Annotated in this window: 11 protein-coding genes and 1 pseudogene; 3 read left to right on the plus strand and 9 right to left on the minus strand. The window is 44.2% G+C overall.

Annotated elements, in window-relative coordinates:
* Positions 1-90 precede the first annotated feature (90 nt).
* The 3 genes from prmA to mrcB all read right to left on the minus strand — a co-directional run bounded on the left by prmA (position 91) and on the right by mrcB (position 4,549).
* Complete coding sequence (gene prmA, locus AK824_RS04655) at positions 91-1,017, minus strand: 50S ribosomal protein L11 methyltransferase (protein ID WP_057759233.1); 927 nt, start codon at positions 1,015-1,017, stop codon at positions 91-93.
* A gap of 134 nt (positions 1,018-1,151) precedes the next feature.
* Positions 1,152-1,964: a tetratricopeptide repeat protein gene (locus AK824_RS04660; RefSeq protein ID WP_227511204.1), complete on the minus strand. Its 813-nt coding sequence runs from the start codon at positions 1,962-1,964 to the stop codon at positions 1,152-1,154.
* A gap of 80 nt (positions 1,965-2,044) precedes the next feature.
* Positions 2,045-4,549, minus strand: coding sequence for a penicillin-binding protein 1B (mrcB, locus tag AK824_RS04665; RefSeq protein ID WP_057759235.1), 2,505 nt, complete (start codon positions 4,547-4,549; stop codon positions 2,045-2,047).
* 437 nt (positions 4,550-4,986) lie between these two features.
* On the opposite strand from mrcB, the gene AK824_RS04670 reads away from it, so the two are divergent.
* A complete protein-coding gene (locus tag AK824_RS04670; protein ID WP_057759237.1) occupies positions 4,987-7,782 on the plus strand; it encodes a heavy metal translocating P-type ATPase in 2,796 nt (931 codons plus the stop codon).
* 119 nt (positions 7,783-7,901) lie between these two features.
* On the opposite strand, the gene AK824_RS04675 is transcribed toward AK824_RS04670, so the two are convergent.
* Positions 7,902-8,624 carry a Bax inhibitor-1/YccA family protein gene (locus AK824_RS04675; RefSeq protein WP_057759239.1) on the minus strand — a complete coding sequence of 241 codons (723 nt, stop codon included), beginning with the start codon at positions 8,622-8,624 and terminating at the stop codon, positions 7,902-7,904.
* A 415-nt stretch (positions 8,625-9,039) separates the two neighbouring features.
* Here AK824_RS04675 and AK824_RS04680 point away from each other — a divergent pair, with 415 nt between their 5' ends.
* Together AK824_RS04680 and AK824_RS04685 are read left to right on the plus strand one after the other, a co-directional pair.
* Positions 9,040-9,948 carry an NAD(+) kinase gene (locus AK824_RS04680; protein WP_057762401.1) on the plus strand — a complete coding sequence of 303 codons (909 nt, stop codon included), beginning with the start codon at positions 9,040-9,042 and terminating at the stop codon, positions 9,946-9,948.
* Positions 9,949-10,003: 55 nt separating this feature from the next.
* The gene (locus AK824_RS04685) at positions 10,004-10,315 is read left to right on the plus strand and encodes a YeaC family protein (RefSeq protein ID WP_057759241.1); all 312 of its coding nucleotides are present in this window, start codon (positions 10,004-10,006) and stop codon (positions 10,313-10,315) included.
* Between the two features lie 108 nt (positions 10,316-10,423).
* Here AK824_RS04685 and AK824_RS04690 read toward each other — a convergent pair whose 3' ends face one another.
* From AK824_RS04690 to AK824_RS13410, 5 genes and pseudogenes are all read right to left on the minus strand, one after another.
* Complete coding sequence (locus tag AK824_RS04690; RefSeq protein ID WP_057759243.1) at positions 10,424-10,798, minus strand: HopJ type III effector protein; 375 nt, start codon at positions 10,796-10,798, stop codon at positions 10,424-10,426.
* Between the two features lie 179 nt (positions 10,799-10,977).
* Positions 10,978-11,145 (minus strand): annotated as a pseudogene (csrA, locus tag AK824_RS04695) (carbon storage regulator CsrA); the annotation flags it as partial.
* A gap of 422 nt (positions 11,146-11,567) precedes the next feature.
* The gene (locus AK824_RS04700; RefSeq protein ID WP_057759246.1) at positions 11,568-12,854 is read right to left on the minus strand and encodes an aspartate kinase; all 1,287 of its coding nucleotides are present in this window, start codon (positions 12,852-12,854) and stop codon (positions 11,568-11,570) included.
* 362 nt (positions 12,855-13,216) lie between these two features.
* On the minus strand, positions 13,217-15,889 hold the full coding sequence (gene alaS / locus AK824_RS04705) for an alanine--tRNA ligase (protein WP_057759248.1): 2,673 nt from the start codon (positions 15,887-15,889) through the stop codon (positions 13,217-13,219).
* 154 nt (positions 15,890-16,043) lie between these two features.
* Positions 16,044-17,795, minus strand: coding sequence for a DUF389 domain-containing protein (locus AK824_RS13410; protein WP_082624573.1), 1,752 nt, complete (start codon positions 17,793-17,795; stop codon positions 16,044-16,046).
* Positions 17,796-17,851 lie beyond the last annotated feature (56 nt).

Raw genomic sequence — 17,851 nt, forward strand, 5'->3', positions numbered from 1 at the left:
TAATTTCGATGAATTGTAGGCAAAGACAGAGTGGCGTCAAACACATAACATTTGACTGCCCTCTATCGTAACAGATGTAATTAAATGTTGCTAGCTAGTAAATGTACCTGATAAACGCTGCCAATGTTGGTCTTCTTGTGCAGTAAAAGCATGCTTAGGATCCAATGCAAAATATGGCTGATAAGCTTCAGTGACTTGCTCGGTTTGCGACTCAATCAGACCTGCTAATACGATACGGCCCTTTGGCGCAATGAGTGTCGCAAAGTAAGGTGCTAAACCAATAAGCGGCTTCGCTAAAATATTAGCAACGATCACTTTTACAGGCAAAACGTCATGTTGCGAGCAGTAATCTGTAAATTCTTCTGGCAAAAATGCCTGCAAACGATCGCCTACATTATTGCGTACCGCATTCTGATTGGTAGCAAGTACTGCCTGTGGGTCGATGTCGACTGCATATACCTGACGTGCACCTAAAAGCAAAGCAGCAATCCCTAGAATGCCTGAACCACAACCATAATCGATAACCACTTTATCTGTTAGGTCTTGCTCTGTTAGCCAGTCTAGGCACAGGCGAGTCGTAGCATGATAGCCAGTACCAAATGCCAAACCTGGGTCCATAATGATATTGGTGGCTTCAGGGTTAGGCGGCGTTAGCCAGTCAGGTACAATCCATAGGTCATTAGCACATTCGATAGGATGATAGTTGCTCATCCACTCGCGTTCCCAGTCCTTATCATCAACAGCCGTTAGCCAAATACGAGTAGCCTGTACTTGTGCAGCAATTTCATGACTCAATTGCTCAACCGCTTGACGACTGCCAGCATCAGTAGTCGCATCAAATAGCCCTGTTAGTATCACCTCATCCCACAGCGGTGATTCACCTGGAAGTGGCTCAAACAGAGGTTGATCGCCAGCATCGTCTAAAGCGATTGATAATGCACCTGCCTCTAATAAAAGCGCTTCAGCCAAGTCGACGTTTGATTTTTCACATTGTAAATGCAGTTGTTGCCATGCCATAAAGATAACCTTAAGCGGAAATAAAAATAAGTGTAGGTGTTAGGGAATGCCCGAGATAAGTCTACATACAATGAAATGAATAATGTATATAGATGTTTTAACTAATAAATCTAAGAGGTACAAATACTCGGTTATTAGCGCAATGCTTGTTTTGCTTCATTGACCACGCGTGAGTTACCCTGAGCTTGTCCTGATTGCAATATAACCTGCCATAGTGCTCGTCTACGATTACTGTCTTGAGAGACGCTAAGACCACGCCGTGCCATCGCTTCTGCCTTACGGGGTTGGTTCTTTTTTAATGCTACTTGTGCCAAATAGAAGTATACCGCCGATGACTTGGGCGCTAGACGCTGCGCACGGGTAAAGCTGCTTTCTGCATTGGTTAGATTGCCCGCTTTCAATTGACTGATACCTACTTGCATCAAATTGCGAAATGCAGGCAGATTACTATTGTTGCTGGCAGATTGTTGAGTACGTTGCTGCGAGTTTCTTCTAGCGTGCTCCAGTAGCTCATTATGCGACGGTGCTGATGGTTCAGAGATTATATAGTCGTTACGAGAAGGCGCAATGATAACAGGATCAGGCTGCATCACTTCTGGAGCAGGAGGCGTAAATACAGGGGTTTCTTGCGTTAACGGATTTGGTGTTTCGGACTGTTCAACCGCATCGTAAGGCTCGGTTGGATAGTTGCTTTGATCATTTGCTTCCGTGATATGCGCTGGAGCAGTTGTCGTTGATGGCACGGTCGGTTGTGACGTTGGTAATGTTTGAACAGGCGTGGTTTGCACTGTAGTCGACGTGCTAGGTGCTGTTTGACAGGCACTTAGGCTTAGCATGCCAACGATCGCACTGCCTGCAAGTAAGGTATTGCTTGACGTAATTTTATTGCGCCATAGCACTATGGTTTGTTTTACTGAAGTAGTTGTCCGTAAAGATGACACCATCATGTTAAAACCTTTTTTAAATATTAAAAGCTAAATATCAAAAACACTATTAGAACCATTCAATAGCTAGAACCATTCAACAGCTAGAACCATTCAACAGCGCGGTCATACCAAGTATCAGCACGGTTGTCATCACCTTCACTTTGCTCGCTGCTACCTTCTGCACCCTCAGATTCAACAGCTTCGCCATTCGGAATCTCTAAACCTTCGCGGCGACGTTGTTGATTGATATCACCTTGCTGATTTTGGAACTGTGTCTGTTCACGAGCACGATCTTGCTGATACAGGCTTAGCGCACAACTGCTGGCTTCTTCTGGTAGATGAGCTGACATTACTGGTAGGTAGCGAGCGTTGGCACAGCGTTCATTAGACAGTTTACCTGAGTTATTCTCTAACCATAACCACTCGATACCTTCTGGCTCTGGTAGGGCAACTGGAGTCAGTTTTAGGCGTTTCATATAATCTACCCAAACTGGTAAGGCACCAGTACCACCACTCAAACCAATCGGTTTATTATCATCACGGCCAACCCAAACGACACTCACATAGTTACCACTATAGCCTGCAAACCAAGCATCGCGGTAGTCGTTTGTCGTACCCGTTTTTCCTGCTAGGTTTAAATTATTGCCGAGTGATTGCGCACGTCTAGCCGTACCATTTGAGACGACTTGCTGTAATGCATAGTTGGTCAAAAAGTTGGTTTCAGGTGGAATACTGCGCTGAGTGTTAAGCCCAGTACGCTGTAAGATACGGCCGCGATCATCAATGACCGTACGAATACTATGAATAGGCGTGCGAAAACCACCAGTGGCAAATACTTGGTAAATACCAAGCATATCCATCGGACTCAAATTAACTGAGCCTAATAATGCTGATGGGTAAGGTGGGATTTTTTCTTTGATACCCATGCGCTGTAATTGCTTAGCAAAGGTATTAACGCCGAACTCCATACCTAAGCGTACTGCTGCTTGGTTGTAGGATTGAGACAGTGCCGTGGTAAATGGTACATAGCCATGATCACGGTTGTCGTAGTTTTTAGGGTTCCAGTCAGTACCGTCGTTTAGATTGACCGTAATAGGGGAGTCATCTACTGAACTGGCCAAATTATAACGACCGCTCTCAAGCGCAGTCATATAAATGATAGGCTTCAGCAGTGAGCCGACTTGGCGTTTGGCATCTACTGCGCGGTTAAACCCTGTAAATTCACTACCACTACCCACGACAGACACTAGCTCGCCAGTCTCAGGATTGGCACTCACTAACGCGCCTTGTAAATCCTTAGTTTTGCTACTATTACGGCGCAGTTCACCAAGTTTTCTATCAACGGCTTTATCTGCTGCCAATTGAGCGATAGGGTCTAGGGTACTGATAATAATCAGACCTTCGTTCTTGAGGTCGTCAGAATAATAAACGGTATTTAGCTCACGTTTAACAATATCTAAGAAGTCAGGGAACTGGCTTTTGCCTTCAGCAGGCTTATCCACGATGCCAAGCGGTTGCTTTAAGGCTTTGTCGTAGTCTTCCTGGCTCAGTGTGCCCATGGTCAGCATGTTGTTAAGTACCACGTCACGGCGTGCTTTTGAATCGTTTGGATTGCGACGTGGGTTATAGATACTTGGACCTTTTGCCATACCAACTAGCATCGCTTGCTGATCTAAGCGCAGCTCATTAAGAGGTTTGTCAAAATAAAACTGTGATGCCAAACCAAAACCATTGATAGAGCGATTGCCATTTTGACCCAGATAAATCTCATTCAAATAGGTCTGTAAAATCTCATCTTTGCTGTAATGCAGCTCAAGTAGCACGGCCATCAATGCTTCATTGGCTTTGCGTTTGATAGTGCGATCTGAATTGAGGTAAAAGTTTTTGATCAGCTGCTGGGTGATGGTCGAACCACCTTGTCTGGCACCACCAGTAAAGTTATTTATTACGGCACGGGCGATACCACGTACCGATACCCCTTTGTGCTCATAAAACGCGCGATCTTCGGTAGCGATAAGGGCATCAATCAACGGCTGAGGCACTTCGTCCAAAGACACAACCATCCGATCTTCATTACTGTCGGGATAGATACCACCGATATTGACAGGCTCTAGACGAATGATACCGCTTTTGGCAGGCAGAGTACTTTGGATAGACTCTACTTTATTACCAGAAATCGTCATTTTGATGACTTGCTCGGCATCTTTATCATTGGCGCTATACGTAAAGCCGCGCGTGTGAATGAAGTAAGTATTGCCTGTTCGGTGATAAGTACCCGTGCGGTCATAAGCTTTGTTGCTTTGATAGTTAAGCAACTCCAGCCATGTCTTCATTGTGTCTCTATCGACATTGGCGCCTTGATACAGCTCAAGCGGCTGCGAATACACTTTGGCTGGAATGTCCCAGCGCTTGCCCTCAAATTTATGAGTAATGGTGCGATCAAGTTTGATCAAATATAGCGCCAATAGCACCATGCCTGCGATGATGATAATTAATAGCAGACTACTAAAGACCAAGCCGCGCTGCTGCGAGGGTAGCGTGTGCATAGCAGACTTAGATGACGCTGATAACTTGGTATTTGGTAACTTGTAATTAGGTTTTTGCACGGATGTCGCACCATTTTTGGATAAAAAACTGCCTCATAATGACGCAAATTGACAAATTTTTCAATCTATCATCGTCAACGCGGGCATTTATTGGTCGTAGGCCATGAGCGATGATACTGCTCATAGCGATGGCTTATAGTATAATCTCTATTAAAATACCGATACTTGTAAGAAAGCGTCAGTCACTTTCAATCTGGTAGATAAACGCCATATAAGATAACAATTTACGATTGTCCTCACGATGTATTTTGTATGAATTCGCTGTTGCTAATTGTTTGCTATTAGCCGTTTGTTATTAATACTATGCTACTAATGGTAGTGATATTTATATGATTAAAAACGGCTCTATTGCATGACGTACAGTACAGTCAATACGAACAAGTTTGCTTTAAATGAGTGCATTTTAAGCAAGCCTGTCAAAGGAAGTAAGCGCGACTATGTCTAGTATCCCATCATCAGTATCATCTGCTACCAATCATTCTTATGAAGACACATCTATCATCGAAGGCTTAGTGCTCCCGCTAGCTGACCACTGTTTCCACTGCGGTGACCCCGTACCTCAGCCACCGTTTTATGCTGAGATATTAGGTCAGTCACGAGAGATGTGTTGTATGGGCTGCCAATTAGCTGCCCAAAGCATTGTAGAGGCTGGTCTTGAACAATATTATCTTGACCGTTCAGAGATTAATCGCACGGCAAGTTTGCCAACTCAGCTGACGCGTCTCGAGGTCTACGATCATGACGAGATAAAATCACAGTTCGTTTACGCGCAAGATGGCATGTCAGTAGCAGAGCTGTCTGTTAATAACTTACGCTGTGCTGCCTGTACTTGGCTGATTGAGTCGCGTCTCGATGAGTTAGAAGGTATTGGTAAATGTCAGGTAAATTTGACCAACCAGCGCATGCGGGTCATTTGGGATGAAAACAAATTACCCATCAGTCGTATTTTAGCGGTCATCAACGAAATCGGCTACGAAGCCAAGCCTTATCGGCAAGATACTCATGAAGCCATGCTGGCACGTCATAATAATCAAATGCTATTGCGTCTCGGCATTGCTGCACTAGGTTCGATGCAAGCGATGATGTATGCCGTTGCGCTTTATTTTGGCGAGTATAGCGACATGTTGATATTTCAGCGTGATTTTTTACGTTGGGTGTCTTTATTTGTGAGTACGCCTGTATTTTTCTATGCTGGTATTCCTTTTTTTACCTCTGCATGGTCAGCAATTCGTGCGCGCCAAGTCAATATGGATGTGCCCGTCAGTCTTGCGTTGATTATTACTTTCTTTGCCAGTCTCTACGCTACCATCACTGGGCAAGGGGAGACGTATTATGACTCGGTCAGTATGTTTATTTTCTTTTTGTTGGCAGGGCGTTATATCGAGCACAATGCACGTCTAAAAGCCGCGACTATGGCTAATGATTTGGTCGTGGTTGAACCAGTACTGGTGCAAAAAGTCGCTGAAGACAAATCAGCTGCCGAGCATATTTTACAACTGCTGAAAGAAAATGAATATCAACAAAATGAAGCTATCGAAGATGAGGCTCAGAAGGCATCAGACGCGGCTGAAGTCATGCCTGATTTTATGCAGCGTATGGACGCCAATGTTTATCAGCTCACATCACGTATCGCTCAAGACTGGCAGCAGTCACGCAACCAACAGAATGCGCTATCACAAGCAGAAGACGATATAGAGTCAAAGCAAATGGTCACCGCTCATAGCTTACAAGTGGGCGACATCATTTTGGTTGAAGCGGGCTCTGAGATTATTAGTGACGGTATCTTGCTAAGTTCTACTGCAACGGTGTCACAAAGTCTACTGACGGGCGAAGGTGATTTAATCATGAAATCTCAAGGCGATTATATCGTCGGTGGTGCACAAAACGATAGCCAGCCGTTCGAAATGCTCGTCACCGCCTTGCCAAAAGACAGCCAGATAGGCTTAATTGATCGATTGATGAATCGTGCCATGAGCGAAAAGCCCAAATTGGCGCAGCAAGCAGATAAGCTGGCACGTTGGTTTGTGGCACGTATTTTGGTTTTATCCGTCTTAGTATTTATCGGCTGGTATATCGTTGATCCAAGCCAAGCTATTTGGGCAACCGTGGCAGTCTTAGTGGCTACTTGTCCGTGTGCATTGTCATTGGCGACGCCGATTGCCTTGACCGTCTCAACCAATCGTCTGGCAAGCTATGGTTTTTTGACGACGCGTGGACATACACTACAAACGCTAGCTGAAATCACGCACGTGGCCTTTGATAAGACGGGCACGCTGACTTATGGTAAGCCAAATCTATTAAATATCGAATTAATCACATCAAAAAGCCAGACCGAAACTGACAATTTATCATTAATAGCGCAAAAAGATACACTACTGGCCATTGCAGCTGCATTAGAAGTAGGGAGTCGCCATCCAATTGCCCACGCGTTACTGACGGCAGCCTATCAGTTACACCTGCCATCGACGCAAGCCGTACAGCATTATCCAGCAGGCGGTGTAGAAGCGATGATTGATGGTACTGTATATCGAATCGGTCATAAAGACTTTGCGTTAGACAGAACAGATAATAGCGCCAATGATATAGATGTAAACGATGATTTAACCATCGATCTAGTAGCGCAACGAGCCAGCTCAGCAGTAATATTGTCTTATCAAAATACTGATAGCAAAAAATGGCAGGCGCTGGCATGTTTTTATTTCAATGACAAGGTACGTGATAGTGCGCAGTCGATGCTCGATACACTCAAAGGACTAGGTATCGAGACTGTTATGTTGACAGGTGACCCAAGCCCGCAAGCGCTAGTCATGGCTGAGAGTTTAGGTATGCAAGCTGCATACAACGGACTATCACCCACTGACAAAGTCAATCATATTCAGCAGTTGCAAGCTAACGGTGCGGTCGTACTGATGGTGGGTGATGGAATCAATGATGCACCAGTGTTAGCAGCGGCAGATGTGTCGACCTCGATTGCAGGTGCGGCAGACTTAGCACAAGTATCCAGTGACAGTATTATCTTAAATGGACAAATCGAAGCCATCACCGCCGCAAAACGCATCTCTGATAAAACGGAACGTATCATTAAGCAAAATTTCCGCTGGGCGCTTGCTTACAACAGTATTGTTCTGATACCAGCGGCTTTAGGTTATGTACCACCTTGGCTTGCTGCGATTGGTATGTCGCTCAGTTCGCTATTTGTCGTATTAAATGCATTGCGCTTAAAACGTGCTTAGTCTCTTTAAAAAGCATTTAATATAAACAAGCCTGTGAAATTTGCTCACAAAAAAACCGCCTTCCATTTGATGGAAGGCGGTTTTTTCTATACAGAGATACTGTTAGATAGCTATTAAAATTAGTCTTGCAGATAGCTTAGCAGACGCATAAATTCGATATACATCCACACTAGGGTCGCAAGAATACCAATACTGAACAACCACTCGTAATCTTCAGAAACACCCATCGCAACACCGCGATCAATATTATCGAAATCTAATAGCAAGGTGAAAGACGCGATAACGATGACAAATAAGCTAAAGCCAATAGCGATAGCGCCACCTTCAAATAGGAACGGTAGTGATGAGCCAAACGCTAGAGAAAGTACCCACTGTGCTACATAGACAAGCATGATGGCAATAACCGCCGAGGTCACGATAGAGCGGAACTTTTCAGTAACCTTAACTAAACCTGAACGATATAACCCAAGCATAACCGCAGCTGTGACGAAAGTTGCGCACATTGCAGTGACTGGTACTGTTGGATACATTCTCATGAAAAATAATGAGATACCGCCCAAAAAGATACCTTCTAACAAGGCGTAAGGCACTGCCAAAGTCTTGGCTTTTTGCGGCTTGAAGGTAATAAAAAGAGCCAGAACAAACGCAGCAATCATGCTACCAAAGGCTGCCATCGTAATAAAACCTTGCGATAAACCTGCCATAAGCGCATAAAAGAAAAAGCCCACTCCAGTAATAGCTGATAAACCAAGTAACAAGCTGGTCTTTTGAATTACGCCCTTGACCGTCATTGGGTTACCGCCGATCGCAAGTTCTGCGCGACTGACAATAGGATTGGCCATACATAAGTCCTTAATAATAAAATATAAAAATAGTGATGTTAGTTACTTTAGCAAAACCGCCATTATTGTCAACTGTGTTTGCGTGACAACTGCTGCGGTGCAACCTCAGGCTGCTCATTGGCTAGCGCATCGGGCTACAGTATCGCTCAATACGCTAATTGAAAAACTGAACAGAGAGATCTGACTAAGTAAAACATTCGATAGCTTTTATATGGGGTCAGTTACGACAGTTAACAACGATAATTCATAAACATGCTAGTCTAAGCGCGCATTTATCGCTATCATTACCTTGTACTTCACCGTTATACCGAGTCGTTTTATGGAAAACTCAGCGCAGTCAGCAAGATTGCCACACTTACATGAATCAGAGCTATTCCACGCTATTAAAAACCCCGCTTTTAGGCGTATTGGTCTAATGGGCCGTGCTGGTAAACGTAGTGTCACTCAAAGCTTGGTACAGATTGCCCAAACCGTCAATGATATGAATTTGACGTTAATAATGGACGTACAAACGGCCAATTTGCCAACGCTTGACCTCACAGATATAGAAAGAGTCAAAATCGTCAAACGAGGTTTGATTGGTGAGATTTGTGACTTGGTTATTGTGGTTGGCGGTGATGGTTCGATACTACATGCCGCTGAGGCGCTAGCACGCTACCGTGTACCTGTATTAGGGGTTAACCGTGGTCGTTTAGGGTTCTTAGCAGATGTAAAACCTGATGAAGCTGCCTTTAAGTTACGCCAAGTATTGATGGGAGACTATCAACTGGACCATCGGTTCTTATTGACGATGGAGATACGAGAAGGGCGAAAAATTATCCATGAAGATATGGCGCTGAACGACATCGTACTGCACGCCGGTAAATCCGTACATATGATTGATTTTCAGATGAAAATTGATGGACATGACGTTTATAGACAGCATAGTGATGGCTTAATAGCGGCAACACCGACTGGCTCTACCGCTTACGCCTTATCAGGTGGCGGTCCAATCATTCATCCGAGTATGGACGCTATTTGTCTGGTGCCAATGCATCCCCATACGTTATCTAGCAGACCGATTGTGGTCAGCGGTAATAGTGAGGTCTGTATTCGTATCCACGAAGACAATCGTACTCAACCGATGGTGAGTGCAGATGGTAAGCCAAGCGTGCCACTTGAGCAAGAGCAGCGCCTACATATTCGTAAGCATCCTGATAAGCTTACCTTGTTGCACCCACCTGGGTTTGACTTTTATGAGGCCTGCCGTACAAAGCTGCACTGGAACGTACATGCCGAAGAATTCAGTCTTGATGTCGATGATGATATTATAGACGATGAATAAGCGTATCTATTAGACCAAAATATGATACAAAAAATGGTAGTGGAGAGTAGGCAAGATGGATAAACAAACAATACTAGCAAGTCTAACGCCCGAAGTGGTTGATAAGTTTCGTATGGCGATTGAGCTAGGTAAATGGCCTGATGGTCGTAAGATTACCGCTGAGCAGCGTGAGACTTGTATGCAAGCTGTAATGGTATGGGAACATGAGCATCTGCCGCCAGCCGAGCGTACAGGTTATATTCATAAACCCGTAAAAGACGATGGCTCTGTCGTTGGTGCTGAATGTGATGTCGAGCATGAGCATCACTACCCTAATATGCCGAATCCTAAAGGCGCGGTACAGCCTGTTAAGTTCCGTGATAAATAGGTTTATAAGAAGTCTATAATAGTTATTATAAAAAAAATTATCATAAAAAAGCCACGCTATATAGCGTGGCTTTTTTTACTTTACCAATAATTAAATCATTATAAATGATTAAATAGCAGTCGTATCGACACTAGGACGGACCGTTAGCGGGTTCTTTTGCATCAAAAATCCTTGCCAGCCCCAATGTAAAAAATTGCGGATATTGGCATGATCGGTACCGTTAGGCGTTGCTTGTACCTTGGCATAATGTTCGCCAAATAGTTTAAGCGTGTCCAATTGGTTCAGGCCATGGTGTTTAGCAAAACCAAAAATCTTTGCGCTACCTTCGTTCTCACCGGCTGCATTATGTACCATTCCATTTACGAAAGGAGCAGGCGCATAGCGATAAAAATCATCGATAAAGCTGATGACATCATTGAATCCAATGGCTTTTTTGTTCAAACCATTAAGTAATGCCGATACATCTGATTGGCGGATACTCATAAATAAATGACCTCAGAGCAGATTAAAAAAACAATATAATATTTATGTGTGCTCAATGATGATAGTAGCCGTTGAGCGTTCAGCATTATAATTTAGCTAGCTTAGCGATTAAAGTAGTCTTCGTCATCAAACGAAGGCGAAAAGTTGCCTTGCTCAAGATGCTGCATTTGCGACTGTACAGAACGCTCATGCTGAATACGTTGATAAATCTCTTCGCGGTGTACTGCAATATCTTTAGGTGCGTTTACACCGATACGTACTTGATTGCCTTTGACGCCTAGAACCGTCACACTTACTTCGTCGCCAATCATTAGCGTTTCGCCCACGCGGCGTGTCAAAATTAACATGCGTCACACTCCTTATGTCGCATCAACAAATTATTACTCATCAGATTACTTCTCAATTGCAGAACATCACCGCAGCACCAAACATGCAATATAACCATTATCACGATGCTCGATATCGTGCCAATAGCGGTAATGATAGGTAGACTCATTTAGCCCAAATGAAAGCCCCATTATAGGCGGCATAACAGATACTGTCACGGTTTTTCACAAAACTATTAGGTAAATGCTCATTTCAACTATGCTAAAAAATAAAAATAGGACCTAAAAAGATCCTATTTTATTTAAGTACTGTTTTTATTTAGATACTATTAATTCAAACGCTATTAATTCAAACGCTATTTATTTACATATTATATAAATCATTAATAGCGGTTAATAGATAACCATCAATGCTAATGCTATATTTTAACAGTTTTTATGTCTTATAGCCCAGCGATTTTGCTTTCACCGTCTTCACGATCTAGACCAAATGCCGTGTGCAATGACTTAACGGCTTTTTCTAGGTGTTGATCTTGAATCAAAACCGACACTTTGATTTCGCTGGTTGAAATCATTTGGATATTGATGTTGTTTTCAGCTAGCGTTTGGAACATAAGGCTAGCGACACCTGCGTGTGAGCGCATGCCAACACCAACCAATGACACTTTAACAACTTCACTATTGCCTAATATTTCTTTAGCACCAATTTCATCTTTTACTTCTTCGTTAAGCACTTTTAGTGTCTTATCTAAATCAGTGCGGTTAACCGTGAAAGTAAAATCAGTAGTACCGTTATCCGAAAGATTTTGTACAATCATATCGATTTCGATATTGGCACGACCAATTGGGCTTAAGATAGCAGAGGCGATACCAGGATGGTCAGGCACGCCGCGTACCAAGATTTTTGCTTCGTCTCTGTTGAACGCGATACCTGAGATGATTGCCTGTTCCATATTGTCTCCTTCGTCTATCGTAATTAGGGTACCCACGTTGTCTTGAAATTCTTGGTCAAAGCTACCGTCTGTGTTTTCATCAAAGCTAGACAGTACGCGTAGTGGTACACCGTACTTGCCAGCGAATTCTACTGAGCGAATCTGTAGAATCTTAGAGCCAAGACTGGCCATTTCAAGCATTTCTTCAAACGTAATTTTTTCAAGTTTTTTGGCTTTTGAGGTTACACGAGGGTCAGTGGTATAAACGCCATCGACATCGGTATAAATTTGACACTCGTCAGCGCCTAAGGCTGCAGCAATCGCCACACCTGTGGTATCAGAACCGCCGCGTCCTAATGTGGTCGCGTTGCCTTCTTCGTCGATACCTTGGAAACCTGCCACAATAACGATATTGCCAGCATCTAATTGCTCGCGTATGTTTTTGTCATCGATGCTTTCGATACGGGCTTTGTTATGGGCATTGTCGGTTTTAATTGCGACTTGGCGACCAGTCATTGAACGGGCACCAATACCAAGCTCTTTAATGGCCATAGCGAGGAGTGAGATAGAAACCTGCTCACCTGTTGAGACCATTTGATCGTATTCGCGAGGATCAGGCTGCGTGCTAATTTGGCGAGCTAGATCAATCAAACGGTTGGTTTCGCCGCTCATGGCTGAGACCACGACGACCACTTGGTGACCATTGTCATGCCAGCGTTTGACTCGTTTGGCGACGTTTTTGATGCGGTCGATACTACCCATCGAGGTGCCGCCGTATTTCTGTACTATTAACGCCATAAAAATCTACCTATTTATTCAATAATGACTTTTTATTGTCATTGATGAGAGTCAATGTGATGCTCGTCAATGCTTGTATAGATAAAGCCAGATGATAAGAGTTATGCCTTTAGGTCTTTCATTCTTCTAATGGTATGTATCAACCTTATGGAATGAACAATATGCCCAAACGTTGACCTTTATACCATATCTACCGCATAACTTTAAGCCTCAGGAGCGCTTAGATGTATGGCGATTGGTTATAGTAGTTATAACCAATCACGTATTCTATGCGTAGTAGAGCAAAGCTATGTGATAAATATAAGGTACATTGTGACGCGCTATACCAGTATATTCGCGAGTTTAATATTCGCTAGCTTAGCTTAGCTTAGCTGGGTTTCAATCCAAGCAGGTAGAGCGCTGATAACCGCTGTACTATTGCCAGACTTCGGTGCGCCGCCTTGTGCGTAGTCAGGCTTACCGCCACCTTTACCACCAAGCTCACCTGCCAAATGACGAATAATATCACCAGCCTTCACTTTGGCAGTGACAGATTTTGCGACGCTTGCTGCGAGTGCTAATTGGTCGTCTTTATCACCAATCAATACAATCACACTATCAGGCAGTTTTGATTTGATATCGTCCATCAGCGTACGGATGGATTTACCATCGATACCGCTTAAAGTACTGATAAGAACTGGCGTACCTGCGATCGTTTGTACATCATCAAGCAAGTTGGCTGCTTGGGCACTGGCGATTTTTTGCTGCAAGCGCTCTAGTTGTTTTTCTAGTTCACGTTGCTTATCAGCCATAGTACGGACGCGCTGCGCCACTTCAGGACGTTTTACTTTCAGCTGACTTGCCAACTCGCTCAGTTGTTGCTCGCTTTGCTGAATATTTTTGACCGCGTTCATGCCAGTGACAGCTTCAACTCGGCGGATGCCAGCCGCAATACCAGACTCACTGGTGATTTTTAGCACACCGATATCGCCCGTACGCTGTACGTGCAAGCCACCGCATAGCTCGATAGAGAAAGGCTTGCGCTGACCATCGATGATACGGTCTGTACCCATGGTTAGGACTCGAACGTCACTGCCATACTTTTCACCAAACAGTGCCATAGCGCCTTGGTTCATCGCTTCGTCAATCGACATGTGCTCGATACGGGCAGGGGTGTTGGCTTGAATTTGCTCATTAACGAGACGTTCGACACGCATGATTTCAGCGGCGCTAACAGGTTTGTCATAAGCAAAGTCAAAACGTAGTACTTCGCTTGAAACTAGTGAGCCTTTTTGCGTGACCGCATCGCCTAGCACTTCTCTTAACGCTGCATGCAATAGGTGAGTGGCCGAATGGTTTTTGGCACTGGCTGTACGAATGCTAGACAGTACTTGCGCTTCAGCGGTTTGCTTAGTACTGATATCGCCCATGGTTACGACACCATAATGGATAATCGCCTGACCAGATTTTTTGGTATCTTGTACTTCAAAGACGCCAGATGCTGTACGAATTTCACCAAGCTCACCAACTTGACCACCACCTTCAGCATAAAATGGGGTGCGATCCAATACCACAACACCTTCCATGCCTTCTGTTAAGCTGTCTGCTGGGTTGCCGTCTTGATAAAGTGCATCAATAGTCACGCCGTCTTCTTCAAGCTGCTCATAGCCAATAAATGTCGTTGGCGTTTCTACTTGGATGACACTGCTATAATCGACGTCAAACTTGCCAGCATCACGCGCACGCTCACGTTGTGCCTGCATATGCTCATCAAATTCGGCTTCATCAATAGCAATACCACGCTCACGAGTGATATCGGCGGTCAAGTCAAGTGGGAAACCATAGGTATCATAAAGCTTAAATGCCGCTTCACCAGATAGCGTATCACCATCTTGTAAGCCTTCAAGTTCGCTGGCAAGTAAACGTAAGCCTTGTGCCAATGTTTTAGCAAACTGTGCTTCTTCTTTTTGAATGGCACTTTCGATGACGCTTTGTTTGTCTTGTAGCTCAGGATAAGCACTGCCCATTTCAGCGACGAGTGGCGCAACCATTTTATAGAAGAACTCACTATCAGCGCCAAGTTTGTTGCCATGACGTACCGCACGACGAATGACACGGCGCAATACATAGCCGCGACCTTCATTACTTGGCGTGACACCATCAGCAATCAAAAATGCTACCGCACGAATATGGTCGGCGATGACTTTTAGTGATGATTGTTGCTCATTATTGATCTCTAAGATGTCAGCTGCTGCATCCATCAAATGGACAAACAAATCGATCTCGTAGTTGCCATGAACGTTTTGCATGATGGCGCTAATACGCTCAAGCCCCATGCCTGTATCGACGCTAGGTGCTGGCAGTGGTAACAGCGTGCCGTCTTTTTGACGATTGAACTGCATGAATACGCAGTTCCAAATCTCAATATAGCGATCACCGTCTTCTTCTGGGGTACCTGGCAGGCCGCCTTCGATATCGGCACCATGATCATAAAAGACCTCGGTACAAGGGCCACAAGGACCAGTATCACCCATCGTCCAAAAGTTATCAGAAGCGTAAGGAGCACCTTTGTTATCACCAATACGAATGATGCGCTCACTTGGAATGCCAATGTTTTTATTCCAAATCTCAAAAGCTTCGTCATCAGTTTCATAGATAGTAACGTAGAGACGATCTTTATCAATCGCTAACCACTTATCTGAGGTTAGAAATTCCCAGATATACTCGATGCCTGCTTGCTTGAAATAATCACCAAATGAGAAGTTGCCAAGCATTTCAAAGAAAGTATGATGACGGGCGGTATAGCCGACATTATCCAAATCATTATGTTTGCCGCCAGCACGTACACACTTTTGAGAGGTTACTGCACGTGTATAGTCACGTGGTTCCATACCCAAAAAGGTCTCTTTAAACTGATTCATACCGGCATTGGTAAATAGCAATGTCGGATCATTGTGTGGAATCAAGCTAGACGATGAAACTTGGGTGTGCTGCTTGCTTATGAAAAAATCGATAAAGGCTTGGCGAATATCGGCTGAGCGAAATGGCTGGCTCACAGCGGCTCCTTACTGACGGATAGAATTGAGTAAATGACATAAAATAATTTTGCAAGCGATTTTAGCACAAACGCCCAAGCTCTTGGTACAAGAGTTACAACTACTAGGTTATTATACGTGTGCTAGTCATCGCCTAATGTGTAGAGTATGCAAACTAATTGGTCAAAATTGCCGCATCAGTTTCATCCAATTTGTCTTGCGTCGTTGGATTGGACTCGATTACTTGTACGGGCAGATAACGTAGTTGAAGCTTGATTGGCAAGTACTCTGGGAAATTCTCTGCCATATCATTAGTGATGAGTGTCTCAATCTGGCGTACGTCATATGAGCTCGGCAAAGTCTCTCCACGCACGATTGCCCGCACCACTTGGTTTTCTTCTGAGGTATCAAACTGTGTATTGGTCAATACATTGCCTTGGTCGATAAAGTAGTTGTTAATGGTTTCTTTGACATTACTCTCAAATACTTGCTGCTTGGCATTGGTCTGTAGATTGATGGTCAAATAGGCACCTAAGCCGCCAAGTAGTAATAAAGTCACCGCGTTACGCTGCAAAAAAGTCAGATAGGTATTGGATTTATAATCGTCATCGACCAAACGACGAAACCCTAAGACCCATAAGACAAGCGCATTGGTAAACTGGATAGCAAGGATGTTAGTCGCTGCCAATAACAGCGCGCCAAGCCCGAGTTGCATCTCACCATTGGCGAGTAAGATACCACTAGCTGCCAGTGGTGGTACTAAGGCTGTGGCAACTGCAACGCCAACAACAGCAACCGAGAGATGCGGAGATACCATCGCATAAGCACCAGCCGTACCACCTGCTAAGGCAATCATTAAGTCCATAGAGGTGGGCTGGGTACGTGATAGGATTTCTGCGGTTAGCGGTTGGTCTTTATGTAGCCAACCAACGATAAAGCCGACCAATACCACCAGCGAGACACCGATAATGACGGTAAAAAGCGACTTACGCAGTAAGGGCATACGGTGATCGATAATCGCTAGCGCTATACCAGTGATAGGGCCTAGCATCATCGCAACTAACATCGCTCCGATGACTACGGCTGCTGAATTGGTCACTAGCCCATAACTGGCAATGATGGCAGACAAAATGTTCATGATGAAGTACATCTTGCTAGGCAGCGCGTTCGCCTCAATCCTAACCCGTACTTCTGGGTAATCTACCTTTTGATTGCTAAATTGCTCGGCGACAAACTGCTTATAAGACTCAAGTTTGGCTTCTTTTTCCTCTTGAACCTCATCTTCGTCATTTTCACCTTGAGACTTTTGAGCGTCGCTGTCTTCTACATCGGTGTCTTTACTTTGACTTTTATCTTCTGAATTATTCTCTTGATTGTCATCATCGTGACTAGATTCATTTTTTGTTTTTTGTTGATTGGCTATTTTGTTATCTGATGACTGTGCTGCGATGTTTGTGCCATCAGCAGGGTCATCGGCATAGTTGTCTTCTGCTTCTACCGTTACCTCCGCGTCACTATCGTCTCGAGCACCTTTTCCTGTTGTTTCAGCCGTATCCGACTGGAAGAAATCGGACTTTTCTTTCGCTTCTATAGTTTCTGACTCTGCAATCTCAGACGCTTCAGTATTTGATTGTGACTCAGGTTCTGTCGATTCCAATGTTGCTACGACCACATCGTCACTGATGGTTTCCATCGTTATCTCAGCGTCAGGCGGCTGCGCACATTCAGTGTCTACTTCGGCGTCTATTTCGCCATCTGTATCAGTCGATTGCTTGTGTTGATTGTCTTCGCTTTCATCATTGTCTACAGCGGCATCATCAACTACTGGATCAATTGTCGCGTCTTGATTGTGAGAGGCGTCAGTAGTGTTTGGTGAATCGTTTTGATCCACTGAGTTAGACGCAGTATTTTTTTCAGATGAGGACATAGCAGATAGCGTTCTTAGTAGATAGAGAAAGTCATTATTGTAATGATAAATAGATA

This window comes from Psychrobacter sp. P11G3 (genome assembly GCF_001435845.1).
GTDB lineage: Bacteria > Pseudomonadota > Gammaproteobacteria > Pseudomonadales > Moraxellaceae > Psychrobacter.